The organism is Desulforegula conservatrix Mb1Pa, assembly GCF_000426225.1.
Taxonomy (GTDB): Bacteria; Desulfobacterota; Desulfobacteria; order Desulfobacterales; family Desulforegulaceae; genus Desulforegula; species Desulforegula conservatrix.
In genome coordinates this window covers 149,094-175,399 of the sequence record NZ_AUEY01000002.1, presented here as the reverse complement: position 1 = coordinate 175,399, position 26,306 = coordinate 149,094, and the positions used below count along the sequence as shown (strand labels likewise).

The following is a 26,306-nucleotide window of genomic DNA, read 5'->3' as shown; positions in this document are numbered from 1 at the left end:
GCCGTGCATGTAAAATGCCCCTTAGGTTTTTCCAATATAAATTAATCTTCCACGGCCGATGTCCGGGTGGCCAAGACTTCATGTATCTGAATCACGGGTTCTTCCCAGGGATGCACAGAAATAATGCCGTCCTTTATCACCTTTTCGAGCATATTTTCGTCATGAGGAAGAGAAAACTGAACCATTACTGAAGGCAATTTTTCTTTTATATTACTGCTGCCCTCTGTCGGCAGGGCGGAATCAAGGGGTCTGAACTGCTCTACCCCAACCGAGGACCACCACACAACCGAATCGTAATTGCCATACCTCAACGGGTTTGCTTTTATGACGCTGTCCACAAGTATCTCAAGGTGTGATGGGGGAACAAACAATGTGATTCTGAACATTTTTTTAAGGCAGATCATTCAATCATCCTCTTTTTCAAATTTTAAAAAAATTCTCGAAACTGTTTTGGGGCTGACATAATTATGACAAGGTCGTAAAAAGTCCTATTACCGTCATTCCGGCACAGGCCGGCATCCAGAAGTATATGAATAATCCTGGATTCCGGATCAAGCCCGGCATGACGCCGACGCCATATTTTGACTTTTTGCGAGTCCATCAATTATGATGGAGGCTCTTTTACCTGATATCATTTATCATTCCACATCGGCCAGAATCAACTCCCATTAATGAATATTGGTGTTTATGCTTATTGGAAAAATAAACTAAGTTTATACAGAGATAAATCTTTACAAGAAGGAGCAAAATAACTAGTGTTGCTACATGAATACTTTTCAGGTATTCATTACATCTGAGTTCTGATGAATATGTACCATACCGGTACTGAACCGGAGCCTCTTTTGCAACCGCATGACGCGGTTCTAAAATGGCCAAGCCTTATGCTCTTGTATAAAATTCTGTTTATTTGAAAAACATTTTGTAAAGATAACCTGATCAATCCCTTAGACAAAGGTGAATTAATGGCGGATTTTTTTCTGGCGTTAATGGGTTTTATCGCCGGGTAAACATAATAATGAAAAGGAGAAGTCCATGATTGTCGTTTGTGCAACTTTGAAGGCAAAGGCAGGCAAGGAAAGAGATGTGGAGGCCGCTCTCAAGGAGGTTATTCAGCATGTGAAAACCGAACCGGGAGCGATAAGCTATGTACTCCACAGATCAGTCAATCATTCAGAAAAATTCCTTTTTTACGAGAGATACAGAGACAGCAAGGCTTTTGACGAGCATATTGCAACTCCATATTTTAAGGATCTTCTTGCCAAGGTAAGACCGCTGCTTGAAAAAGAACCTAATCTGGATCTTTACGAACAGATCGGTTCAATAGAAGATTTATGATAATTAAAATCAGCTAAATTGAGTTTAAAAAAGATCGCAAAAAAAATTAATTGGATTAAATTCTGAAGGCGTCGCAAAAACTCAAAAAAAGGCAACGGCGTCATGTCGGACTTGATCCGGCATCCAGTAATTTGAGCTACTTCTGGATTCCGGCCTGCGCCGGAATGACGGTAATCTGACTTTTTGCGACTTTGTCAACTCTGTCTAATTATGGCAGGTTCATGCAGGAAGCTGTGAAAATACGGCTCGGACCAGACATGATCAATATCAGTAAATTCGGATCGTTACTATTATTTAAGCGGTCTACCTGATTTATCAGCTTAAGATAATTTTCCTTTCTCTCCTTGCCTGACCAGAAGGAGAGAAAGGAAAAACAGGTTATCCCCAGCATTCCGCACGCTTAATTCTTCTTTAAAACAGGACAAGATGCCCGAGAATCTCGTCACCTTGCGTGTATTCAATTCCGAAGTAGAAGCAGAGCTGGCAAAAGGGCAGCTTGAGGGATCAGGTATTCCTGCGTATATTTTTAAGGACGGGTGCGGAAACATGTATCCAAACCTGCAACTTGCCCGGGGAATAGAACTTAAGGTTCAGGCGGTGGATGAGTCGCAGGCACAGGACATTCTGCGTGTTTATACTTTAAATGTGGTAACAGACGAGGACGATGACGGTGCATACGAAGTAATTAATCAAGAAACAATGATGATAAATGAAGCAAAAAATCTTGCTAAAAAAGCATTTTTTCTTCTGATCATAAGCATTGGAACAGTTCCTGGCCTTATAACCCTTCCAATAGCCTTCACGCAGTCAAGGCAGGCCCTCGAGCTGATAAACAGAACAAAATCGGCCAGCACGCTTTTAAAAGCAGGAATATGGACGATAATCATGCTTTCAGGATTCATGACCATTGTGTATCTTGTAATTGCAATGATGTCTTTCATGAAAAAATATTCCGGCTTTTAGCAAGAGTCCCGAAGTGCCACAAAATTATGTCCTGATCAGCTGTCTTCGGGCTTTTTTGGGGCTTCAAGCCCTTCAAGTATGGCAGGGTATATTTCAGGGTAAAGCTTTTTAAGGCAATCCGGGCAAATGGCGTGGCTGAACATGACATCCGTGCGCTCACTGAAGTATTTCTCCACCTGCTCCCAGTATCCCTCATCATTTCTGACATTTTTACACGAAGCACAGATTGGAAGAAGTTCATTAAGCATTCTGACATCTTTAAGAGCCTCCTCCAGCTCACGTGTTCTTTGCTCAAGGGTGTCTCTCTTTATTTTAAGCTCAAGATGATTGCGAACCCTTAAACGGACAAGATCCGAATTGAAAGGCTTTGTAATATAATCTGCAGCACCAAGCATAAGGCCTTCGGATTCTTCGTCAGCATGGCCAAGGGCAGTGATGAAAATAATTGGAATACCGGATAATTCAGGTGTTTCTTTTATTGTTTTGCAGACTTCGAATCCACTCATTCCCGGCATAATTATGTCCAGAAGAATAAGATCAGGCCTAAGACTCGCCACTCTCTTCAGCGCATCTTTACCATTTAAGGCAAAATAAAGCTCAAACTCGCCGTCCAGAGCCGAACTGAGTATCTGGATATTTTCGGGTAAGTCGTCCACAATAAGAATTGATGGTTTACTATTTTCCATAAAGATCCTAACAAAATGACTAAAATGCATTAATCGCTGAAGCAACCATAATTCTTCGGACTATTCCTAATTATAGCATTTGGTTATAGCTTTCTGTTTTGGAGTTCCATAAAAAAGGGATTAAGGGCACTCCAGCCTTGATGAACCCGCAAAAAGCCTGATTACTATCATTCCGGCGGGCCTGCCCCTGTGAAAACCGGGTGCATGAATCCGGAAGTGTCTGAAAATACAAAGATGGCGGATCAAGTCCGGCATGACACCGGCGTCTTTTTTGACTTTTTGCGAGGCCATCAGTCTTTGCTTTAACATAATACTTTTTTTTAAGGATGAATCCAGAAAAATAAATGGGTGTAAAAACACATAACCTGAACAATCAGTCCGGAATAATACAATTGATTCCCGGGCTGTTTTATTAGTTTTTTATTTGATAAAACAAATGATTGCGTTTTTAATTATTTGCATGTATCGCAAAATGTCGGCTTTTTCTGAAGAGGCTGCTTGCTGAAGCCAGGGCTTCAAATTCAAATTGAAACCAGATAAATCAGGGAGATCCGTTTCATGTTTTCCGCACTCGTCAATCCTGAAATCCGGCAGCTCATAAAATCTAAAAATTTCAAGCTTCTCAGAGAAGTGTTAACAGATCTTTATCCTGTTGAAATTGCGGGTATAATTGATGATCTTCCTGCCCAGGATGATATCATTGTTTTCAGACTTCTTCCCCGTGATCTTGCGGTCAGGACATTCGAGCAGCTTTCCCTTGAAAAACAGCATGAACTGGTTGACAGACTTGCAAAAGATCCATATTCCCTGTCGACCCTGCTAAACGACCTCTCTCCTGATGACAGAACAAGTCTTTTTGAAGAACTCCCAGGTTATATAACCCAGAAGCTCATGAGGCTCCTGTCTCCTGAACAGAGAAGAATAGCAGTCACTCTGCTTGGATATCCGCCTGAGAGCGTCGGCCGCCTCATGACCCCGGATTATGTCTGTGTCAATGACAAATGGACTGTTGAAAAAGCCCTTGATCATATCAGAAAGACCGGAAGCGACAGTGAAACGCTGAATGTTATTTATGTCGTAGATGACAATGAAAGACTCATCGGAGACATGAGGATCAGACAGATTATTCTTTCGGAGCCAATGGTTCCTATATCCTCACTTATGGATGGCAGACTTCTGACCCTTAAGGCCACGGATGACCAGGAGTCTGTTATTGGAATCTTCCAGGACTACGACAGAACGGCCCTTCCTGTAACTGACACGGACGGAGTTCTCATAGGTATAGTTACCATTGATGACGTGTTTGACGTCATGGAGGAAGAAGTAACAGAAGACATACAGAAGGTCGGTGGTACCGAAGCCCTTGACGCCCCTTACCTGGATATCCCTCTTTTTACTCTTATAAAGAAAAGGGCAAAATGGCTGATAAGCCTTTTTATCGGTGAAATGCTCACAGCTTCCGCAATGGGAGCTTTTGAGGATGAGATCGCAAAAGCTGTGGTACTGGCGCTGTTTGTTCCTTTGATAATTTCCAGCGGAGGCAACAGCGGCTCCCAGGCTGCAACACTCGTAATCAGAGCCATGTCATTAGGCGAGGTCAAGCTTGCTGACTGGTGGACAGTAATGAAAAGGGAGATTTTTTCAGGCCTGGCTCTGGGCGGACTGCTTGGGGTAATTGGCATTATAAGAATCGCTATATGGCAAAAGGCCTTTGGAATGTATGGAGAACACTGGCTGTCCATTGCAGTTACTGTCGGTTTGTCATTGATACTGGTTGTTTTATGGGGAACTCTCACCGGATCCATGCTTCCGCTTTTTATGAAAAAAATAGGCGCAGACCCAGCCACTTCATCCGCTCCCTTTGTTGCAACGCTTGTCGACGTAACAGGCCTGGTTATTTATTTTTCCATGGCTATTTTTATCATGCAGGGTCATTTGATATAAAACCGCTCGTCCGGAATCTTTAAATCATTAATCAGCAAATTTGACAAATTCAGCTTATTTGTTGTACGTTGAAGAGTCACTTCATTTTGTTTCAGTATCTTTTCTTTGCAACTATTATTTTCAGTCCCTAAGACTTGACCATGACATCAGTTGAACTATCCGCGAAAGACTTCAATCAGTTCAGAAACCTTGTCTATGAGAAATGCGGCATAAATCTCGGAGAAGGTAAAAAGGATCTTGTCAGGGCCAGACTTTCTAAACGCTTAAGAAAACTTGGTCTTGAGAGTTTCAGAGACTATTACAAGATGGTTACGGAGGATTCATCAGGTCAGGAACTTGTATGCCTCATGGATGCAATCTCCACAAATCTTACGAGTTTTTTCAGGGAAAAGAAGCATTTTGATTTTCTGACAGACAAAATTCTGCCGGATTTCATGAAAAAAGGAAAAGGAAGATCCTCATCTGAATTCAGGGTCTGGAGCGCAGGATGCTCAAGTGGTGAAGAACCTTATTCCATTTCCATTTCCCTAAATGATTTTGCCGAAAAAGCAGGAGCGCTCCCATACAGAATCCTTGCCACCGATATCTCCACAAAGGTTCTGGATAAAGCGGCCTCAGGCATCTATGATTTTGAAAGAGTAAAAAACCTTAATCCGATTTTAAGAAACAAATGCTTTCTCAAGGGCCATACCAGCATGGATGGCCAGGTAAAGGTAAAGCCTTTCATAAGAGAGCCCGTTACTTTCAAGAGATTGAATCTTATGGATTCTTTTCCGTTCAGGGATCATTTTGATCTTATTTTCTGTCGAAACGTGATGATATATTTTGATAAAAAAACCCAGGAACAGCTTGTAAAAAAGTACCATGACAGCCTCAGGCCAGGAGGCTATCTTTTCATCGGTCATTCAGAGAGTCTTATGGGCATAAGCCACAGTTTCAGTTATGTGCAGCCGACTATCTACCTTAAAAGCAATAGTTAAACTCTTTAGAGAGATACGCCATGAATAATAGTATTGAAGCAAGCATCCGAGAAAAATTCGGCAAGCTCCTTATGATGGTGTCAGGCATTTCGGTCGAGGATATACCTGCCCTTGGGGACAGCCTTAATTTTGTGATTTCGCTCCACGAATTCGCCTGCTCAGAGAATCATCCAGTCCAGGATGCCCTTACGGAAATAAGAAAATATCTGGAAAAAATAATCCTTGGGGAAGAATCAGATACCTCGGCCCTTTCAGAATGCGTGGAAAAGCTTGCAATGTCAGACTCCTTTTCTACAGAAAACAGCATGGCCGCCATATACGGAATTTCTGGTCAGAATAGTGATGAACAATCAATTCTTGTCGGAAAAAGCCAGACAGAACCCTGCAAAGCTGAAAATATCGAAGAATTTCACCAGAATAAAACCGAAGAAGATGTCCAGATTCTTTGCGATTTCATAGTTGAAGCCATGGACAGCCTTGATAATCTGGAATTTTCCCTGGTTGCGCTTGAAAAAAATCCCAATGACCAGGAAACCCTGAATGGCATTTTCAGGATATTTCATACTATAAAAGGCGTATCAGGTTTTCTTGAACTAAAAAAAATAAACACCCTTTCACATACCACAGAAAGCCTTCTTGATGAAGTCAGACAGGGAACTTTTGCAGTTAACAAAAAGGTAATAGACATAATTTTTGAAGCTGTGGACACCCTCAAGCGTCTCATCATGGACAGAAAAACCAATATGGAGGCCGGATTTCCATGGAGGGAAAGCGACACAGACATAAAAAAGCTTGAGGCCAAGATTGAACTGATTGATGAATCGACTGAAGAGGAGTTAGAAGATCTGCCCATAGGAGAGATTCTTGTCCTCAAGGGGATAGCAAAGAAAGAAGACATTGATGATTCCCTTGCCTTTCAGAAGGAACATCCTGAAAAACGTCTTGGAGAGATTCTTGTTGAACAGAAAAAGGCTGACACAAATGAAATCAACAATGCCCTGAAAGATCAGAAAAATTCCAGATCCCAGAATGGCCAGCAGGTCAAGATCGATATCTCCAAACTGGATAACCTTGTAGATCTTACAGGAGAACTTGTCATAGCTCAGTCAATGCTCAAGCAGCATACCCAGGCAATGATCGGAGCGGAACCGAGGTTCCATCAATTCATCAATCATCTTTCCAATGCGGTTTCAGGTATTCAGAAAATCGCAATGTCAATGCGAATGGTTCCCATAAGAAGCACATTTCAGAAAATGGTGAGGCTTATCAGGGATCTTTCTAAATCCGCAGGCAAGGAAATAATCCTCAAGATGACCGGAGAAGATACGGAAATAGACCGCAATATGGTAGAAGCCCTGTATGAACCCATGGTCCACATGATAAGGAATTCAGCGGATCACGGACTTGAGACGCCCGAAGAAAGACTTGCTGCCGGAAAACCATCCCATGGAACGGTTTTTTTAAGGGCTTATCATAAAGGTGGCAATATAGTCATAGAGATAGATGATGACGGAAGAGGCCTGAGCAAGGAAAAAATAATTGAAAAAGCACTTTCAAAAAAGCTGATCCAGTCTTCGGACAACCTCACGGATGACCAGATCTATGATCTTATTTTTGAACCAGGATTTTCAACAGCAAACGCTGTCACAGATATTTCAGGCAGAGGCGTCGGAATGGACGTTGTCAAGCAGTCCATAGAAAAAATGAGGGGACATATCGGAATAACCTCTACTCCGGGCAGAGGGTGTACGTTCCATATCAATCTGCCTCTTACACTGGCAATAATCGAGGGAATGATAGTCAGAGCAGGCAAGGAAAGATATATCATACCCACCATGGCGATACTTGAGTCTTTCAGGCCAAAGGAAGAAGAATACAAGACCGCACATAACCGAGGCGAAATGGTCAGGGTCAGGGGAAAACTTCTTCCGCTCATAAGAACAGGCAATGTTTTCGGGGTGGATGTTGATGTAAAAAATCCGTGGGAAGGAATAGTAATTGTTCTTGAGAACAAGAACGAACGCCTCGGATTACTTGTGGACGAAGTTCTTGGCAAAGATGAATTTGTCATAAAAACCCTTGGAGATACCTTCAGAGGTGTTCAGGGAATAGCCGGAGGTTCCATACTCGCGGACGGTAAAGTTTCACTTATAATCGATGTTCCAGGACTTTTTGACAGGATATTCGAGTAATTTCCGTTATATTTTTTATTGTTCCGGCAATTGCAAAACAACGGTACTGGCCTTGTTGGATATTCAGGAAAAAGCGGTTTTTTATTCTGATGTAAAGGGTGTGTCTGGATGAATATTGTAGTCGGTATTTCTGATATGAAAGTAAGCGGCACCTCAGGTGATAATATTATTACCTATTCACTCGGGTCTTGCATAGGTGTCGCAATATATGATCCTCTGGCAAAGGTGGGCGGCATTCTTCATTATATGCTGCCGGAGTCTTCGCTTGACAAGGAAAAGGCTGAAAGAAATCCTTTCATGTTCGCGGACACCGGAATTCCGACTCTGTTCAAATCTGCATACGCTCTCGGAGCCAAAAAGCAAAGAATGAAGGTGGTTATAGCAGGAGGCGCCCAGATTCTTGATCAAAAAGGATTTTTCAATATTGGAAAAAGAAATCATATGGCGCTTAGAAAACTCTTTTTCAGAAACAACGTGATGAGCACGTATGAAGATGTCGGCGGAAGTGTCAACCGTACTATAAGGCTTGATATATCCACAGGCGAGGTTTCCATAAAGATTTCAGGAAACGGTGAGATTAAAATATGAAATCCGTAGAATCACTGATCAGCGAGATAAAGAATCTCAAGCCATTCCCGAAGATTGCTCAGCAGCTGCTGGAACGCATTGAGGATCCGAACAGTTCCTCTGAAGATATTGCAGAGCTGATTCTATATGATCCTGCAATAACAGCAAACCTTCTGAGGGTATGCAATTCAGCCTTTTTCAGCCTTCCGCGCAAGATAGAATCCGTTCATGAGGCTGTTAATATTCTTGGAATGAATCATATAGTTGACCTTGTCATGGTAAAATTTGGTTCCGAGAATTTCAAGACAAGCCAGGAAGGATATGGTCTGCATGAAGGAGAGTTGTGGCGTCATGCTGTATCATCAGCCCTTATTTCCAAAGATCTGGCAGCAAGAATGAAAATTGAGGGCGCACATTCAATTTTTACGGCGTCTCTTCTGAAAGATCTCGGGAAAGTAGTTCTGGACAGATTTGCGGCAAACGCCTTTGAAAAGATCTACAATACGGCAAAAAACAAGGGCATAAGTTTCAGGGACGCTGAAAAGGCCATAATCGGCATAGATCATGCCGAAATAGCCGGACTTATCGCCGAAAGCTGGGGGTTCCCTCCAAAACTGGTCAAAATGATCAGGAACCATCATTCACCAAAAGACTGCGAGGGACCTGAGGCTGCCATAATCTACATGGCTGACTGTATATGCATGATGATGGGCATAGGCGTGGGAGCGGACGGTCTTTCATATTATTTTTATGAGGATATAGCCAGGGATCTTGGTATCACGCCCGACGTAATCCAGGAGATCATGGTTGATTTTTCAATTGGAATGCAGAAAGTTGAATCTCTCATAGGAGCAGATTAGCATTTTAAGATTAATGATCCGGAGTTATCTATGACTTTAAAAATTCTGATAGTCGATGATTCAGGCCCAATGAGAGCCGTTATCATCAAGACGGTCAAGGCCGCTGGTTTTGGCTGTGCCGTTTTCCTTGAGGCCAAGGATGGACAGGATGCCCTTAATATTCTGGAAAGGGAAGAAGTTGATCTGATAATGACAGATTATAATATGCCTTTAATGAATGGCCTGGAACTTGTTGACAGGGTAAAACACGATGAAAAACTAAAATCAATTCCTGTGGTTGCTGTTACGACGGACGGAAATCCAAGAAGGATCATTGAATTTATTGAAAAAGGAGCAGCTGATTATGTCAGAAAGCCTTTTACTCCGGAAGTCATAAGCGAAAAACTGAAAAGGATCTTGGGAGATGTTAATGGACGTTCAAACGACCCTGCTGAATGCAATGAAGATTTCGATTTCTGAAATTTTCGAAACCATGTTTTATATGCCTGTCGAGTTTGAAAATAAGCCTGAAATGGAAGCCGTAATAAACGCCTCATCTGTAATGGCCGCCTCCATAAGCTTCTCAGGAGCACGATCCGGCCATTTTAAGGGCATTTTCCCTGTTTCTGTTCTTAAGTCCATTGCCTCTGCGTTCATGGGCATTGACGAGTCAAAGATAACCCAAAATGACATGACCGGGACCATAGGCGAGATAGTCAACATGATCGCAGGAAATACCCTTACGTTGGCTGGCGGGGATTTTCATCTTGAACTCCCTGAAATACTGAACCATAAGGATCTGGAAATAAAAGCCCCGGATAATACATTAGAGGGCCGGACATTTGTAAAAACATTAAATGGGCTGTTCAGCGTGAGCTTCGATCTTATCTGAGAAGATTGAAACAGAATGCGTGCTCTGCCAACATTTCTGTTTTGACGTTGAAAAAACGGCGGATCTATAATTCTGATAAACTCGCAAAAAATCAAAAGATGGCGTCAGCATCATGCAGGGCTTGATCCGGCATCTTTAATTTTAAGATACTTCTGGGTTCCAGCCTGCACCGGAATGACGAAAATAGGACTTTTTTGCGACCTTGCCGATTTTGGATGTAGTGGCAAGAAAACGGTGCACTGAGAACCGGAGTTTATGAGTTTATAAATGAGAAAAAACCATCCAACCGTTTAGATATTTCACAGGCATACATGGCTATAAGTTTTATTAAAAAAAAAATAAGGGTTCTGATAGTCGATGATTCCGCCGTTGTCAGGCGGATTCTAACGACAGAGCTTTCCAAGGAAAAGGATATGGAGGTTGTCGGAGCAGCTCCTGATCCTTATGTGGCAAGGGATATGATTGTTGCCCAGAACCCTGATGTAATAACCCTGGATCTTGAAATGCCGAGAATGGACGGGCTTACTTTTTTGAAAAAGCTCATGATATACCGTCCTGTTCCTGTTATCATTGTCAGCTCACTCACAAGAACTTCCAGCGAACTGGGCCTTGAGGCTCTTTCCCTCGGAGCGGTTGATATAGTCAGCAAACCTGCGGAGGCATACAGTGTAGGCGATATGGTCGAACAGCTCAAGGAGACGATCAGAGGGGCTTCCAGAATAAGAATCTCTGATCTTAAATCCAAGATGCAGACAGCCCATCTTGCAGGAACCCAGATAAATCGTAAAAAAAGATCCGCTCCCCTTTCACTTACAACTGACAAAATCATAGCAATTGGTGCTTCAACAGGTGGAACAGAAGCTATTAAAAATGTTCTTATGAAGATGCCACCAAATTCTCCTGGAATTGTTGTGGTTCAGCATATGCCTGCCGGTTTCACAACCCAGTTCGCTAAAAGACTCGACGGCCTTTGCGCCATCCATGTCAAGGAGGCCGAGGACGGCGAAAGCGTTGTTAATGGCAAGGCCCTCATAGCTCCAGGAAACTTCCACATGGTTCTTGCGCGGAGTGGGGCAAGATATTATGTCCAGATTAAAAACGGCCCCATGGTGAACCACCAGAGACCCGCCGTAGACGTGCTTTTTGAAAGTGTCGCCGCAAATGCCGGGGCAAATGCAGTTGGTGTTATTCTGACTGGTATGGGAGCAGACGGGGCAAAGGGCATGCTTGAAATGAAAAACGCAGGAGCAAAAAATATTGCCCAGGATGAGGCATCTTCGGTTGTTTTCGGAATGCCAAAGGAAGCCATAAGGCTTGGGGCCGTGACCAAGGTTGTGCCTCTCGAGAGAATAGCTTCCCTTGCCTTGAATATGGCAGGATCGGATAAATAAGGCAGGATCAGATCCCTGATTTTTTCAGCAGGCCCATGATTCCTTCAAGATGTGAGCCAGACCAGTATATTCTGTCGCAGGAAGAGCAAATCAAAAAATTCTCGTAATAAAGAATCGTTTTTGGCTGAAGCCTGTGGACAATATCCTTCTTCTCTGTTTTTTCAAGGAGTCCATTGCACATTGAGCATCTTGTGAGCGGCTTAAGAAACCGGCCCAGGTCAAAAAATTCAACAACTTCCCTTAACTGATCTTCAGGATGAATTGATTTTACATATTTAGCGAACTCAAGATGCTTTCTTTTGAGGAGATTGGTGTCCCTTGTTAGAAGGATTCTTTTTTCATTGCAGGCTTTTTCGGCAATATCAAGATCTGAAAATTCAGGATCATAGGCTGTATCCATACCTGCCATTCTAAGCAGTTTTGCAAGCCTGCCGGCATTAAGATCAACAATGAATTTTATTTCTGTCAAAGGCTCCGGCCTTAGAAGAGAAGAAGAAAAAACATCAAGGGGAGGTTTTATGGCTTCGATTCTGAAATGCAGGCCTTGCTGGGCATAAAAACCGAATCCAACCTGTTTACCATGATGAATTATTGAACCGGCTTCGGTGTGGGGAATTCCAATGGATTCGATTACATCCTTTATAGAGGTCTTTCTGTTTTTCAGGCCGTATTCAAGGAATTCAGCCGTCCTAATGGCTTTATGCAGAAAAAAGCGCAAATCTTGATCTATAAATAATATCACTGGCGCTTTTTGATTCATGGCTTCAGGTTTGTGCAAGTCTTATAAGGGTTATTTCGGAGGGTGCTCCGAGCCTTACCGGAGGTCCCCAGTAGCCTGTTCCGCGACTGACATAAATATGCATGTTTTCAATTTTTTTAAGCCCTGCAGTGACCGGCTGATCAAGCCCCACAAAAAGGTTCCATGGCCAGAACTGTCCTCCGTGGGTATGGCCGGATATCTGAAGATCAAAACCAGCCAGAGTCGCAGCGTGAAGACTTTTGGGCTGGTGGGCCAGAAGTATTTTATAATCAGAATCAGGAGCTCCTTTGATTGCAAGCATGGGATCTGAAGCATGGTCCTTGATGAACCCTCCAGCCCTGAAATCAGGAACTCCCGCAAGAAGAAGCCTCGCTCCTTCGTGCTCTATTATTTTGTGGTTGTTCTGAAAAATCTCGAACCCCAGTTCCTTGACCTTGTCAAGCCAAGGAAGAACTCCTGAATAGTATTCATGATTGCCTGTGACATAATATTTGCCTAGTTTTGCCTTAATCTCCGCAAGAGGTGAAACATCCACGCCCAGTCTTTGAACAGAACCATCCACAAGATCTCCCGTAAGAACAAGAATGTCAGGTTCGATTTTGTTGATTTTCCTGACGAGTCCCTCAATCCACGAACGCTTAAGGGTCGGCCCTGCGTGTATATCGGATATCTGCACAATTTTGAGTTTCGTCAGAGCTTCAGGGATTCGTCCGGCAGGAACAGTGACCATCCTGACTTCGGGTATTTTTACAGCCTGATAAGTTCCGGCCGCAGTTAGACCTGCCGATGCCATTATGAGCGCGGAGCTGAAAGATGTGCCTATGAAAACCCTTCTTCCTGGGTTGAAATCTTCGTCTTCGGTTTCCTCAGGAATTGCGTCCGTGAATTTTCTGGTTCCCCACCATGTGAACTTGAAAATATCCATTATCACGATGAGCATAAGGAGCATGGATAAAAAGCCGAGACTCATATATACGATCCAGGCAGCAGAGTCTGTCCAGAAGTTTTCGTATCCCAGGCGCTGTAGACCTATTATAAGCGGGACAGCCGCCAGCAGGGCAAAAAGCAGCACTCTTGTCGTATGGCGCCCCCATTTGCCTACGCAGGAATATGCCACAACCCTTCGGTATATATATGATTCTGCAATAGCGACAAGCGTCAGTAGTATGCCAAGAAAAATAAATAGTCTGATCATAATTTCTTTTTGTTATATGAATCTGTTTAAATGCTTTGAACGTCGGGCTTTTTGATCTCTGAATCTGGATTTATGATTGATGGCAGCAGGCCAATACTTCAAAAATCTCCGTTCAAAAATCACGAGCCTCCGGCGGGTCGCTTTTTGAAAAAAACTCCGCAACAACTTTAGGTAGTGGGGGCAGAGGCAATAATATAGAGTCAACTATGATAAACTCGCAAAAAGTCCGGTTCCCGTCATTCCGGCGCAGGCCGGAATCCAGAAGTAGCTCAAATTAATGGATGCCGGATCAAGTCCGGCATAACGCCGTTGCCTTTTTTTGAATTTTTGCGACGCCTTCAACCATACTCTATCGTTAATAAAAAACATAAAATTCTTGAGGGGTATAGGGAACGGCATTTAGGATACTTGTCTTTATAAATGCGTTCCAGTGAACTTTTTACAAAAAGTTCCCCTGAACATGCACCTCAAATAAAATCGGTAATGGCCTTAGAAATCAACATTTCCAGGAGTTCTTGGAAAAGGAATTACGTCCCTGATATTTGTAGTTCCTGTCAGAAGCATGAGGAATCTTTCGAAACCCATTCCAAAACCGCTGTGAGGAACGCTTCCGTATTTCCTCGAATCCAGATACCACCAGTATTCTTCCTTGTTCATACCCATGCCGTCCATTCTCTTTTCGAGAATATCCAGCCTTTCTTCACGCTGGGATCCGCCGATTATCTCTCCGATTCTTGGCACAAGAACGTCCATGGCAGCGACTGTTTCATTGTCGTCATTTACCCTCATATAAAAGGGCTTTATTGTCTTTGGATAATTATAGACTATAACCGGGCCTTTGAAATGGTCTCCTGTCAGAAATCTTTCGTGCTCGGACTGAAGATCCTTGCCGTATTCAGGTTTGAAATCGAAAGTTTTCCCGCTTTCAATAAGTATTTTTACGGCTTCCTTATATGGCAGCCTGATAAAGTCTTGATTAAGAATGGCTTCGAGATGGCTCTTAAGGTTTTCATCCACAAATTTTGAAAAAATATCCAGATCTTCATGACATTTTTCCAGAGCAAAGCGGATAAGGTATTTCAAAAAATCCTCGGCAAGCTCCATATCGCCCGCAAGATCGCAGAAAGCCATTTCAGGCTCCACCATCCAGAATTCTGCGGCATGCCTGCTCGTATTTGAATTCTCAGCCCTGAAGGTAGGGCCGAAAGTGTAAACGTCTCCAAGTGCGAGGGCAAAAAGTTCTGCTTCAAGCTGGCCGGAAACTGTGAGATTTGTTTCTTTACCAAAAAAATCTGCGGAAAAATCCTTCTTGCCTGTTTCATCAGGAGAAGGAAGTTTGTCAAGGCAGGTTATTCTGAACATCTCTCCGGCGCCTTCGCAATCAGAACCGGTAATTATAGGGGTATGGAGATAACAAAAGCCTTTTTCCCTGAAATAATTATGTATGGCAATGGCTATTTCTGACCTTATTCTGAACATTGCGCCGAACCGGTTTGTCCTTGGCCTGAGATGGGCTATGCTTCTTAAAAACTCCTCTGAGTGACGCTTTTTCTGTAAAGGGTAGTCATCCGCAGCTTTGCCTATAATGCCGATTTTTTCGGCTTTTATTTCAATATTTTGGCCTTTTCCCGGAGATTCGACAAGAAGCCCTTCCACTGTTACCGAAGATCCTGTTGAAAGGTGAATAATCTCATCATAATTTACGAGGCTTGAATCCGCTATGACCTGAATATTCATAAGGCATGAACCGTCATTTATTTCCAGAAAGGAAAATTCCTTTGAATCCCTTCTCGTTCTGACCCATCCGCAGATCATCACCTGATCGGCTTTTTTTCCTTCTTTTATGACGGATTTAATCCTGCTTCTTTTCATGGCCGGAATTTCCTGTTTGTGTCAGTCTTTATGGATTTTTTCAGTTAGGCACCTTGACTACGCCGGAAGCATGGACGAAAGAAACTTCCTTGCCAAGCTCCGGCAGCATTCTTTTCAAAACAGCATATGTTTCTTCATGGGGATGACCAATTCCCACAGCCTGCCCCTTCGCCTTTGCTATTATGATCAGTTTTTTCAACTGGGCTTCTATGGCAGCTTCGGTCTGAACATGATCAAGAAAAACATCCCTTTCAGCAAAAGGAATTCTGAAAAGCCTGGCGGACGGCTTGCAGATAGTATTTGAAGTGGTTCTGCTGTCAATAAAATACAGATCCTTCTTTTTTATTGCGGTAAAAACCTGATACATCTGGGTGGAATTGGACGTGACCCTTGATCCCATATGATTGTTGATTCCTTTTATATAAGGAATTTCTTCCATGTTTTCATTCATACGGTTGATTACTGTGTCCGGAGACATTCCAGCCATGATTGCGCTACGACCAGGCTTCACTTTGGGATATTCGTTGGGCTCCATGGGCAGATGGAGCATGACTTCAAATCCCCGGGCATTAGCCCTTGCCGCAAGACTCTTGTGATAAGTCCCGTATGGAAGAATGGCAAAAGTCAGGTTGACTCCGATGTCCATAAATTTTTCAGCAATCTGCCTGTCATTGCCAATGTCATCAATGATGATTGCAATTCTTGGAGTGTGATCTCCGGGCGGGAGTTGATCCACGCCTGGCTTGTCTTCCTTGATGGTGTCTTCGCTGTAAATTTCGAATTCGAGCGATTCTTCATCATCGGGTTCTTTTTCAGTTTCAGGCTTCCTGGTCACAGTTTTTTCAGGCTGTGGAGGCTTGACTATGTTTTCTTTTGGAGGAGGAGTTTTCTTTGTTGAAACAATAGGTTGTGAAGGTTCTAAGAAAATCCTGAGCAGAACCGCGCCTAAAAAAGTAATGGCGGCGAGAATCATAAGAGCCGCCGCCATTTTTTTCAGATTTTCAGTGATCGGCCCTGAAGCCGGGGTCTTTTTCTTTTTTGGACTTTTTTTTGCCATCTTTTGAAAACCAGGAGAGTCTTTAAGGTCATCAAAGACTCTCCCGTGAAATTATTTTGTCTTAATGTTTTTAAAAACGCTGTAACCGATGAGAAGATCAAGTCCTCTTCTTACCTGATTATCATCGAGAAGTCTTTCTGCTTCAAAGGTATCCGAACTCTTCCGCATTTTTACTTTTTCTTTCTTTGCGGATTTATCATCCTTCTTATCTTCTATCTTCTCTTTTTCCTTGGTTTCCCCATTTTCTGTTGTTCCAGGATTTACAAGGTGATTCTTAAGGTCTTTTTCCTTGAGGAAAAGGCTCTTTTTCTTTTTTTCTTCGGCTGCGGCCTTATCATCCTTCTTCGGTTCTTCGTATGTCACTTCAATATCAGGAACAATGCCTTCGGCCTGGATTGATCTACCGTTAGGGGTATAATATCTGGCGATCGTATATTTCAGACCGTATCCATCTTTAAGAGGCTTGACAGTCTGTACCGATCCTTTTCCGAAAGAAGTCGTTCCAACAACAATCGCCTTATTGGTATCCTGAAGAGCTCCGGCAACAATTTCAGAAGCGCTTGCGCTGCCGCTGTTTATCAGAAGCGCTATGGGATAATTTCTCGGCGTCGTGTTTGGAGTAGCTTCCCATGTCCTGTTATTTTCTTTTTTGCGGCCCTTTGTCGAAACAATAGGCCCCTTGTCTATGAAAAGATCGGCTATTTCGATTGCTTGGTCAAGGAGACCGCCAGGATTACCTCTGAGGTCTATGACAAGGCCCTTAAGAGGATTAGGGCCGCTTTCAAGAGCCTTGATTGCCTTTTCAGTATCTTCTGCAGTCGATTCCCTGAAGTTTGTTATGAGAACATAACCGTATCCAGGTTCAAGCTCTGCCCATTTCACGCTTTCCAGGGGAATATCATCCCTCACGAGATCAAAATCAAGGGGTTCTTTGGTTCCCTCGCGGAAAATGGTGATCTTGACATGCGTTCCTTTTTTGCCGCGCATCTTTTTGACAGCTTCCCAGAGCTGCATATCCCTGGTCTGTTCATCATCCACTTTCAAAATGATGTCTTCGGCCTTTATTCCCGCCTTTGCCGCTGGAGTACCATCAATTGGAGATATTACGGTTATTGCCCCGTCTTTCATGGTCAGGACTATACCGATTCCGCTGAACTCACCTTTTGTCTCCATCTGCAGATCAGCAAAATTTTCAGGTGGCATGAAAGCGGAATGAGGATCCAGGCTGCTTACCATTCCTTCTATGGCTTTCTGTATAAGTTCGTTGGGTTTTACTTCATCCACATAGTTGTACTGGATTTCTTCCAGAACCTCTGTTAGCTGCTTGAGGGATTTGTACGTTTCTTCAGAAGTTTCCGCACCCGCAAATATTTCCCTGACATAACCGGCACCGAGAATACAGATGACTACGGTTACGGTCAGAACAGTTGAGAGGCGAGGATATTTTCTGGTTAGCTTGAGCATGATCTGTCAGTCCTTTTCATGTTTTGAAAAATTGGCTACCAAAAGCAATTGTTCCGGTTTAGATAAGTTGGCATACTAATATTTTTATTGAATTAAAGCATCAATCTTTTTATTCTTTATGAAAAAAAATTCCGCGTCACCGATTATAGAATGTGGTTATGCTCAATTCTCAGTAACATTTGAAAGTTCATGGGCTTAACATTTTTAAAACTCTAAAAATATCAGTTTTTTGCCTACTAACAAAACCATAAAGTTTCTGCGGAGCTTTTTACAAAAAGCGACCCGCTCGAGGCACTCGGCTTAACGTCGGATTACGGACAAAGGGCGTCCTAATCCGACCTACGCATCACACTTTTTTGATGGCAAATTAACCATAAAAGGCACTTCTTAACTGAAAATCAGGCAGAGCCACATTATAGAATGACAAAATAGAAAAAAGTCCGATTCCCGTCATTCCGGCTCAGGCCGGAATCCAAAAGCATCTGAAAATAAGCAGATGCAGAATCAAGTCCGGCATGGCACTGAGGCCATTTCTTAGCTTTTTGCAGTCCATCATTTTTAAATGTGAAGTCATTATTTTGGCCAATACCGGGGCTTGACTTATTGACAGGTATAATCTAAGTTTAGGGCTGTTTTGCGCCCGTGGCCCAGTGGATAAGGCGTCGGCCTCCGAAGCTGAAGATCGCAGGTTCGATTCCTGCCGGGCGCGCCATTTAAAATCAGCATATTAGGCCCCATGATCCTGAAATCATGTGGTTTTATTATCTCTATGATGAAAGTCCATCACTCAAGGGCTCTATGTATGATTCTCTTGAGGGCATCTACCTTGAAGGGTTTCTGAATGAATCTTACGAGTCCTTTTCCTGAAAACATGGATGATATTTCGGTTTCAGAATAACCGCTTGCCACTATCACCCTGACGTCGGGATCTATTTTCAAGAACTCATTATATGCCTCTTCTCCGTCCATTACAGGCATGGTCAGATCAAGAATTATGCACGCAATTTCATCCCTGCTCCTGCGATAAACAGACAGGGCCTCCTGTCCATCCTGGGCAGTCAACACCTGAAATCCAAGTTTTTCAAGCATTCCTGTTCCGACTTTCCTTATGATTTCTTCATCATCAACAAGAAGGATTTTCCCGTGCGGAATTTCGGATTCATCAACCTCCATCTCCTGATCCGAGCCAGACATTGATGCAATACCCGTTAGAGACGCAGGAAAATAAAGATTGAAAACAGTTCCAACCTCTGGTTCGCTTTGAATCAGAATAGCTCCGCAGTGCCCTTTTACAATGCCCTGGACAGCAGCCATTCCGAGACCCCTTCCCGTGAACTTGGTGGTAAAAAAGGGCTCAAAAATTTTTGAGAGAGTATCCTGATTCATTCCGCACCCATTATCTGAAATTTCCAGATTTATATATTCTGACTTAGGATTTACTGTGCTGAAAAAAGCTGAGTCAGGAGGGATTTCTCCTCCAAAAACCTTTCTGGCTGAAATGGAAATAAGGCCGTTCCTATCTCCGATGGCTTCTGACGCATTGATTATAAGATTCATTATTATCTGCCGAATCTGACTGGCATCAGCCTCCATCTCAGGCAGATTTGCCTCAAGATTCAGGGCTATATTCGCTTTTTTGGAAATACAGGTTTCAAGCAGGGGAATCATATCCCTGATAACATCATCAACATTTATCCTTTCGATGATAAATCTGCCCTTGCCAGTATAGGCAAGAAGCTGCTGGCATAATTCAGCGGCCCTCTGGGATGCCTTCAGGATTTCATTCATATGGGATGACGCCATGCTGCCTGCTGATATTTCATAGCTGCACAGTTCAGCATAGCCCATGATGGCCATTAGCAGATTATTAAAATCGTGGGCTATGCCTCCGGCAAGAACGCCAAGACTTTCCAGCTTCTGGGTATGGAGAAGCTGGCGCTCCATTTCTATTCTCTTGTCCTCTTCTGTCTTTCTATCCTCAACTGACCTTGCCGTTGCAATAACGCCGTTAATATCAGGATCATCAATGAAGCTCTGACCAATCGCTTCAAGATGAACAAATCCTCCATTTTTATGAGCATGCCGGAATTCAACCTTGACAGCATTTAATGGATTCCCGGTGCATTCTTTCCAGGCTTTTTCCACGATGGAAATATCATCGGGATGTGTTATGGACAGGATGGATTTTCTAAGCTCATCAGGGCAGAATCCTGTAATGGTCTCAATTGCAGGGCTCACATATCGAATTACTCCGTCTGGCTTTATGATTACAAAAATATCAGAAGCGTTCTGAACCATTTTGCTGAATACGGCTTCGCTCTTGGCAAGACGGGCTTCGGCAATTTTTCTTGCTGTCGTGTCTCTGCATATTACTACAACTGCATAGACCTCGGAGTTATAGTGCCTGATCGGAGAAAAGACTGATTCCGTGAAAATTATGTTTCCGTCTACCTCGAAATGATCCTCAGACTTTATGGGCTGGCCTGTTTGAAAGGCCCTATCGATCTTTCCTTTAAGAATGGTGCCAAGTTCCGGTATATGGCGGAAACAGGAGGATATATCAGCGCCAGATGGGATTTTCTCCTTTATTTTAAAAAGATCGATTGCTGAAGAATTAACGAATGCGCATCTGAATTCCTGATCCCATACAGACATCGCATCGTAGCTGAATTCAAATATGGATTTGAACCTTTGCTCACTTTCATTCAGATTTCTTATTTTGGTATTTACGGCCCTTCTTAATGAAAAATTCCATGCCCACATTCCTCCGAATACAAATACCAGAAACACGATGACCCATTTAAAAAGCCATAGATATGATTTGGCCTTAAGAATAAAATTGTCTGTCTCATATACTGCAAACCATTTGTCATATATTTCATTGTACTTTCCCGAAGACTTCAAAATCTGCAGACCTGTGTTCAATTTATCAAGAAGATCCGCATTCCCCTTTTTAACGGCAAAGCAGTAGTCCATCTCAAAAAGATTGTCTTCAACAGCCACAAGATCCTGAAGCTTAAATTTTTCTATTATGTAATACCCCTGCATTCTTCCGACAAGAACAGCGTCATGTTTTCCTGCTGCAAGAAGAGTAAGCGCTTCCGTAATACTTGGGACAGGTATTATCTTTTTGGAAAAATCGTTAGCAATGGCCCAGTCATGGCCGATATCGGATTTTTCAACAATGAGTTCCCTGTTTTTAGCGTCACCGGCTTTTTTTATGCCAGAACCTGCTCTTACAAAAAGAGTATATGCCGAGATATTATGCCTTGTGGAGAAATCGAAAAAGAGTCTTCTTTCAGGCATATTGAACATGCCTGATATGGCGTCTATCTGACCTGATTCGAGATCGGTCTTTACCTTGCTCCAGGGTTCCAGACGTATTTCAACCCTTATGCCCAGTTCGCGGGCGAGTGCCTTTGAAATATCAATGTTAAAACCTGATGGCTGGCCGTTTTCATCCAGAAAAGCGTATGGAGGATAGCTGTGGTCATCGCCAATTATGATTTTATTTTCAGCTTTTGGAGGCAGCGGTTCAGAATAAGCAGTTTCGACTGAGCATATACCAATAAGAGCTAATGCCAAAAAGCTGAAAAGCAATATGCAGCTATATGAGTAGGTCTTTGAAGGCACTGATTTCTCCGGATAGTTTTAAGGGTCGTGATTTTGGGAAAAAATAAGGCCTGGCAAGGTTGTGAACAGATATTAGGTTTATTATTGATATGGTTTTTTGGGGTGAAAAGCAAATGGTATTTATAAAAGCCTGATCAGCGCCATGGCACTGATCAGGCATCTGTTGATGGACTCGCAAAAAAGTCAAAAAAAGGCTTTAGCGTCATGCCGAACCTGATCCTGCATCTTTGCAATTTCAGCCACTTCTGGATTCCGGCCTATGCCGGAATGACGAGAATCGGACTTTTTGCGACCTTGTCAACTATTAATGCTGATTATCTTTCGTAATAAGTATATCCTCTGAGGCCTGATTCATATGCCTTCAGAATCTGCAATCTGTCAGGAACAGATATTTTTTCATCCCTTACAGCCTGCTCGGCTGTTTCCCTCAGCCTGTTGAGCATGGATTTAGGATCATATTCAACATAGGTAAGGATGTCTGCGACAGAATCACCCTCATGCTCCTTGACAAAGTCATAGGTGCCGTCAGCATGAATTCTGACGCTTACGACGTTTGTGTCTCCGAAAAGGTTGTGAAGGTCTCCCAGGGTTTCCTGATAGGCTCCGACAAGAAATGTGCCGAGGTAGTATTCTTCGTTTTCCTTCAGGTCATGGAGAGGAAGAGCCCTTCGAACTCCGTGAAGGTCTATGAATTTGTCGATCTTGCCGTCGCAGTCACATGTGATGTCAGCAATGATTCCCTGACGTGTGGGCATTTCCTCGAGTCTGTGAACAGGCATAACCGGAAAAAGATGATCAATGGCCCAGGAGTCCGGAAGTGACTGGAATACGCTCATGTTTGCGTAATAAATATCGCAAAGAGCACTGTTTAAATCTTTCAGATCGCTTGGTATGTATTTCAGGTTTTTTGTTTCTTCTGAAATTGAGTGAATGGTGTGCCAGAAAATATTCTCGCCAAGAGACCTTTCACGCAGGGTTATGTCACCATGTTTGAATCTGGTTCTGATTTCATCCCTATAATAAATGGCGTCGTTAAAACATTCCTGAATGTTTCTGACATTTACGGAATGAAGTACATCAAGCAGGTTCGCTATTACATCCGGAAGATCATTGGGAAGATTGTCAAGGAAAGGAAAAGGATCGAGTCTGCTGACATCCAGAATATTGAAAAGCAGAAGCGAATAATATGCGACTATGGCCCTGCCTGACTCCGTAATTATTGTGGGATGAGTAATATCCTTCTCATCCATTGTGCTCATGACCGTTTCTATTATATCCGCGCAGTACTCGTCATGGGTGTAGTTACGACTGCTTTTGAAATTGGTATGAGATCCGTCATAATCGACCGCAAGCCCCCCCCCAAGGTCAAGGTATCCCATGGCTGCGCCTTCATCAACAAGGCCTGTATAAATGCGGCAGGCTTCCAGCACCGCGTTTCTTATATCGCGTATATTAGGAATCTGGGAACCAAGATGATAATGAAGCAACTGGAGACAGTCGAGCATGTCATGCTGCCTCAATACATCGACCAGGCCTATTACCTGGGTTGTGTTGAGTCCGAATATGCTTCTGTCGCCGCCGGATTCTGTCCAGTGACCGCCAGCCCTTGAAGCCAGCTTGATTCTGACGCCGATGAGAGGTTTTACGTCAAGAATTCTTGATCTTTCCATTATGAGTTCAAGCTCGCTGGGCATTTCCACAACGATGAAGCATTTAAAGCCCATTTTTCTTGCGTAGAGTGCGATATCCACAAACTCTTCATCTTTGTAACCATTGCAGATGAGGCATGCCTCGGGATCCTTGAAAAAAGAGAGCGCCGCTATGAGTTCAGCCTTTGAGCCCGCTTCGAGGCCATAATGATAACGCCTGCCGAAGTCAGATATCTTTTCCACAACCTGTTTCTGCTGGTTGACCTTTATAGGATAAACACCTCTGTACTGGCCTTTATAACCAACGTGTTTGATGGCCCTGTAAAAAGCGTCATGAAGATTTGAAATCTGAGAATCAAGAATGTTTTCGATTCTCAAAAGCAAAGGCATTCCCATTCCTCGCTCTCGCATGCCATCAATTATGGACGGAATGCTTATGGCGATTTCTTTACGTTCTGGAAAAGGGGTAATTACAACCTCTCCATTTTGCGAGATGTCAAAATAACCTGCTCCCCAGTTCTGAATTCCGTAAATGTCTGCTGACTTTTCAATAGTCCAGCGTTCCAGGGTGTCTTTTTTTATCAATTCTTATAATCCTCACAAGGTTTTTGCGGCGGGGCCGACTGAGGGTTTAATTGGTTGTGGACAGATTTCTTTCTGCCAGCTTTTTACCAAAAATCTGGGTTCTTGACAGGAACACAGCATAATAAAAGCACGAACTTAAAAAGAAAATTTTAAGAATGAAAGGAGCAGATAAATCATTATTATCCAGGGGTCAAGTTCGAATTATATAATGATTTGAATTTTATTCACATAAACATATTTCCCGTGCTCCCAGGTTTTTTATGAAAGATTGACCACCCGGATATTACCTGATAAAAGCACATCTGTACAGGGGTGGCTGCAAAACGGTTTTCCTTGTCAAAAACCTCCATCCATCCCAATCAAAAAATTTTTCCCGGATGGAGGTTTTTCAAAACAATATTGCGCAACGCATTAAAAATGATGATCTCGCAAAAAGCCATAAAAGGATTTCTATGTCATGCAGGACTTGATGGGGTATCCAGTATTTTCAAATACTTCTGGATCCAGGCCTGCTCAGGAATGACGAAAATCGGACTTTTTGCTACCTTGTCAAAAATAATTATTCGATCAGGGGCAAATAATGAAAGAAGAACTCTTAAGGATTCTGTGTGAAAAGTCTGTAAAGACCTCGGACGAACCTGTTTTCAAACTTGTTTCAGGCAAGATGAGCGATTTTTATGTCAATTGCAAGCCAACAACCCTGAGCCCCAGAGGAATGTATCTGATAGGCAATCTTGTTTTTGATGCCATAAGGGGCGCCAATCCCCGCGGAGTCGGAGGCCTCACCTTTGGCGCAGACCCCATAGCAATGGCCACAGCCTTTGTTTCCGAGATCAAAGGACAGCCAGTAAGCGCCTTTTCCATAAGAAAGACCAAAAAGGATCACGGGATTTCAAAATGGATAGAAGGTGATCTTCAGAAAGGTGACAGGGTCGTAATCATCGATGACGTGGCAACAACCGGAGGCTCTACAATTTCAGCCATTGAAAGGGCAAGGGAAGAAGGAATGGAAGTTGCCCGCGTGATCGTCCTTGTTGACCGTCAGGAAGGCGGAATGGGGAATATAAGACAGCATGTAAAAGACGCTGTTGCCCTGGTAACAAGGGAAGAGCTTGTGGCAATGGCGAAAAAGCCATAATTATCGGGTCTGTTTCAATGAAAATTTTTATAAAAGGACTCGGCCAGAGCCTTGTAATAGCCATGGGATATATTCCCGTGGCAATAGCTTTTGGTGTTACTTCTGTCAAAATGGGGCTTGATCCGATTGAGGCGATAATGGCCTCAATTCTTGTTTTTGCGGGCGCAAGCCAGTTTATGCTTGTGGCCCTCTGGAATACGGGTACAGGCATTGCAATGGCAAGCCTGATCATGTTTCTGATAAATCTCAGGCATATTTTTTACGGGCCATCCCTTTTTTCAAAAACAAAGCCTGAAAAAAGATATCTTCTGCCCCTGATTTCTTTTGGAATAACAGACGAAGTATATGCTACCTCCCTCGTAAAATCAAATTCCATTATTGAAGATGAAAGACTCTCCTGGACAGCAGGACTTGAAACAGGAGCTTATCTTTCATGGATTTCAGGAACGGCCATTGGCGCTATCCTTGGCGATCAGATTCTCAAGAATTATCCAGTGATAGAATCAACCCTCTCGTTTGCCTTGCCAGCCCTTTTCCTTTCTCTGTTTCTGAGCATATATGATTCAAAAAATGTTGCCATGCTTGCAGCAACTGCCGTTCCGGTGATAGTTCTACAGTATTTAGGATTTACTTCCGCAGCGGTCATAGCAGGAATAGTAAGCGGAATAACCTCTTCAGCACTTTTTGGAAAGAAAGACTGATGCGCGAAGATTTTTTCACAATGATAATAGTATCAACCGCCATAACCTACAGCCTCAGATTCGTTCCAACCTGGCTGAGCACAAGCCGGAAATTAGCGTCCTTTTTTTCTCCTGAAAATTCGAGCGCAGCATGGATAAAGGCAGTGGGGCCGTCCGCCATTATTTCGCTTTTTCTGGTTTCAGTCGTGCCACGGTCATCTGCAATGCCTGATCTCAAATCTTTGATGGCCACAGTTGCAGGAGTTTTCATGACCGCGGCTGCTTACGGTTTCCGCAAGAATATCGTTTTTTCAACTCTTTCTGGAATAGGAGCTTATGGGCTTACTATTTTTCTTTTTGGATGTTCCATATAAAAACATTTCACATCATCAAACAAAATCATTTCTTCTGATTCAAAATATCCTTCTAATACTCCAAATTAAGCTGTAAATACTTTTCTTCCACACATAAGAAACGGAGTATA

General features: G+C 43.0%; 22 protein-coding genes and 1 tRNA gene. 14 read left to right on the top strand and 9 right to left on the bottom strand.

Annotated elements, in window-relative coordinates:
• Positions 1-41: 41 nt before the first annotated feature.
• The gene (locus K245_RS0101830) at positions 42-404 is read right to left on the bottom strand and encodes a hypothetical protein (RefSeq protein WP_027357940.1); all 363 of its coding nucleotides are present in this window, start codon (positions 402-404) and stop codon (positions 42-44) included.
• Between the two features lie 628 nt (positions 405-1,032).
• Here K245_RS0101830 and K245_RS0101825 point away from each other — a divergent pair.
• Together K245_RS0101825 and K245_RS26175 are read left to right on the top strand one after the other, a co-directional pair.
• The gene (locus K245_RS0101825; RefSeq protein ID WP_027357939.1) at positions 1,033-1,335 is read left to right on the top strand and encodes a putative quinol monooxygenase; all 303 of its coding nucleotides are present in this window, start codon (positions 1,033-1,035) and stop codon (positions 1,333-1,335) included.
• A gap of 426 nt (positions 1,336-1,761) precedes the next feature.
• Positions 1,762-2,298 (top strand): putative signal transducing protein, encoded by a 537-nt coding sequence (locus tag K245_RS26175; RefSeq protein ID WP_051283779.1) that lies wholly within the window; start codon positions 1,762-1,764, stop codon positions 2,296-2,298.
• Positions 2,299-2,333: 35 nt separating this feature from the next.
• Here K245_RS26175 and K245_RS22630 read toward each other — a convergent pair whose 3' ends face one another.
• Positions 2,334-2,984, bottom strand: a complete 651-nt coding sequence (locus tag K245_RS22630; protein WP_051283778.1) for a response regulator — start codon at positions 2,982-2,984, stop codon at positions 2,334-2,336.
• 558 nt (positions 2,985-3,542) lie between these two features.
• Here K245_RS22630 and mgtE point away from each other — a divergent pair.
• The 8 genes from mgtE to K245_RS0101770 all read left to right on the top strand — a co-directional run bounded on the left by mgtE (position 3,543) and on the right by K245_RS0101770 (position 11,789).
• A complete protein-coding gene (gene mgtE / locus K245_RS0101805) occupies positions 3,543-4,928 on the top strand; it encodes a magnesium transporter (protein WP_027357938.1) in 1,386 nt (461 codons plus the stop codon).
• A gap of 140 nt (positions 4,929-5,068) precedes the next feature.
• Positions 5,069-5,908 carry a CheR family methyltransferase gene (locus K245_RS0101800; protein ID WP_035276311.1) on the top strand — a complete coding sequence of 280 codons (840 nt, stop codon included), beginning with the start codon at positions 5,069-5,071 and terminating at the stop codon, positions 5,906-5,908.
• 20 nt (positions 5,909-5,928) lie between these two features.
• Complete coding sequence (locus K245_RS22625) at positions 5,929-8,100, top strand: chemotaxis protein CheA (RefSeq protein WP_051283777.1); 2,172 nt, start codon at positions 5,929-5,931, stop codon at positions 8,098-8,100.
• Positions 8,101-8,208: 108 nt separating this feature from the next.
• Positions 8,209-8,688: a chemotaxis protein CheD gene (locus K245_RS0101790; protein ID WP_027357936.1), complete on the top strand. Its 480-nt coding sequence runs from the start codon at positions 8,209-8,211 to the stop codon at positions 8,686-8,688.
• Positions 8,685-9,527 (top strand): HDOD domain-containing protein, encoded by an 843-nt coding sequence (locus K245_RS0101785; protein ID WP_027357935.1) that lies wholly within the window; start codon positions 8,685-8,687, stop codon positions 9,525-9,527. Before K245_RS0101790 ends, K245_RS0101785 begins: the two co-directional genes overlap by 4 nt.
• 30 nt (positions 9,528-9,557) lie before the next feature.
• A complete protein-coding gene (locus K245_RS0101780; protein WP_027357934.1) occupies positions 9,558-9,986 on the top strand; it encodes a response regulator in 429 nt (142 codons plus the stop codon).
• Complete coding sequence (locus K245_RS0101775) at positions 9,937-10,398, top strand: chemotaxis protein CheX (RefSeq protein ID WP_198013802.1); 462 nt, start codon at positions 9,937-9,939, stop codon at positions 10,396-10,398. Before K245_RS0101780 ends, K245_RS0101775 begins: the two co-directional genes overlap by 50 nt.
• Before the next feature lie 311 nt (positions 10,399-10,709).
• Positions 10,710-11,789 carry a protein-glutamate methylesterase/protein-glutamine glutaminase gene (locus K245_RS0101770; RefSeq protein WP_027357932.1) on the top strand — a complete coding sequence of 360 codons (1,080 nt, stop codon included), beginning with the start codon at positions 10,710-10,712 and terminating at the stop codon, positions 11,787-11,789.
• Between the two features lie 7 nt (positions 11,790-11,796).
• Here K245_RS0101770 and K245_RS0101765 read toward each other — a convergent pair whose 3' ends face one another.
• The 5 genes from K245_RS0101765 to K245_RS0101745 all read right to left on the bottom strand — a co-directional run bounded on the left by K245_RS0101765 (position 11,797) and on the right by K245_RS0101745 (position 18,137).
• On the bottom strand, positions 11,797-12,507 hold the full coding sequence (locus K245_RS0101765; RefSeq protein ID WP_027357931.1) for a Mut7-C RNAse domain-containing protein: 711 nt from the start codon (positions 12,505-12,507) through the stop codon (positions 11,797-11,799).
• 46 nt (positions 12,508-12,553) lie between these two features.
• Positions 12,554-13,744, bottom strand: coding sequence for a metallophosphoesterase (locus tag K245_RS0101760; RefSeq protein ID WP_035276310.1), 1,191 nt, complete (start codon positions 13,742-13,744; stop codon positions 12,554-12,556).
• Positions 13,745-14,233: 489 nt separating this feature from the next.
• Entirely contained in the window at positions 14,234-15,616 is a 1,383-nt protein-coding gene (gene asnS / locus K245_RS0101755) for an asparagine--tRNA ligase (RefSeq protein ID WP_027357929.1), read from the bottom strand.
• 40 nt (positions 15,617-15,656) lie between these two features.
• Entirely contained in the window at positions 15,657-16,673 is a 1,017-nt protein-coding gene (locus K245_RS22615; RefSeq protein ID WP_051283775.1) for a divergent polysaccharide deacetylase family protein, read from the bottom strand.
• 51 nt (positions 16,674-16,724) lie between these two features.
• On the bottom strand, positions 16,725-18,137 hold the full coding sequence (locus K245_RS0101745) for a S41 family peptidase (RefSeq protein WP_027357928.1): 1,413 nt from the start codon (positions 18,135-18,137) through the stop codon (positions 16,725-16,727).
• A 636-nt stretch (positions 18,138-18,773) separates the two neighbouring features.
• Here K245_RS0101745 and K245_RS0101740 point away from each other — a divergent pair.
• Positions 18,774-18,849: transfer RNA gene (locus K245_RS0101740), tRNA-Arg, on the top strand.
• Positions 18,850-18,920: 71 nt separating this feature from the next.
• Here the strand turns inward: K245_RS0101740 and K245_RS26170 are convergent.
• Together K245_RS26170 and speA are read right to left on the bottom strand one after the other, a co-directional pair.
• Positions 18,921-21,770: a transporter substrate-binding domain-containing protein gene (locus K245_RS26170; protein WP_051283774.1), complete on the bottom strand. Its 2,850-nt coding sequence runs from the start codon at positions 21,768-21,770 to the stop codon at positions 18,921-18,923.
• Between the two features lie 314 nt (positions 21,771-22,084).
• A complete protein-coding gene (gene speA, locus K245_RS0101725) occupies positions 22,085-24,004 on the bottom strand; it encodes a biosynthetic arginine decarboxylase (RefSeq protein WP_027357927.1) in 1,920 nt (639 codons plus the stop codon).
• Between the two features lie 580 nt (positions 24,005-24,584).
• Here speA and pyrE point away from each other — a divergent pair.
• The 3 genes from pyrE to K245_RS27130 are packed head-to-tail and all read left to right on the top strand — an operon-like array spanning position 24,585 to position 26,196.
• Positions 24,585-25,142 (top strand): orotate phosphoribosyltransferase, encoded by a 558-nt coding sequence (pyrE, locus tag K245_RS0101715; protein WP_027357925.1) that lies wholly within the window; start codon positions 24,585-24,587, stop codon positions 25,140-25,142.
• A 17-nt stretch (positions 25,143-25,159) separates the two neighbouring features.
• Positions 25,160-25,843 carry an AzlC family ABC transporter permease gene (locus K245_RS22605; protein ID WP_051283773.1) on the top strand — a complete coding sequence of 228 codons (684 nt, stop codon included), beginning with the start codon at positions 25,160-25,162 and terminating at the stop codon, positions 25,841-25,843.
• A complete protein-coding gene (locus K245_RS27130; RefSeq protein WP_084156090.1) occupies positions 25,843-26,196 on the top strand; it encodes an AzlD domain-containing protein in 354 nt (117 codons plus the stop codon). Before K245_RS22605 ends, K245_RS27130 begins: the two co-directional genes overlap by 1 nt.
• Positions 26,197-26,306 lie beyond the last annotated feature (110 nt).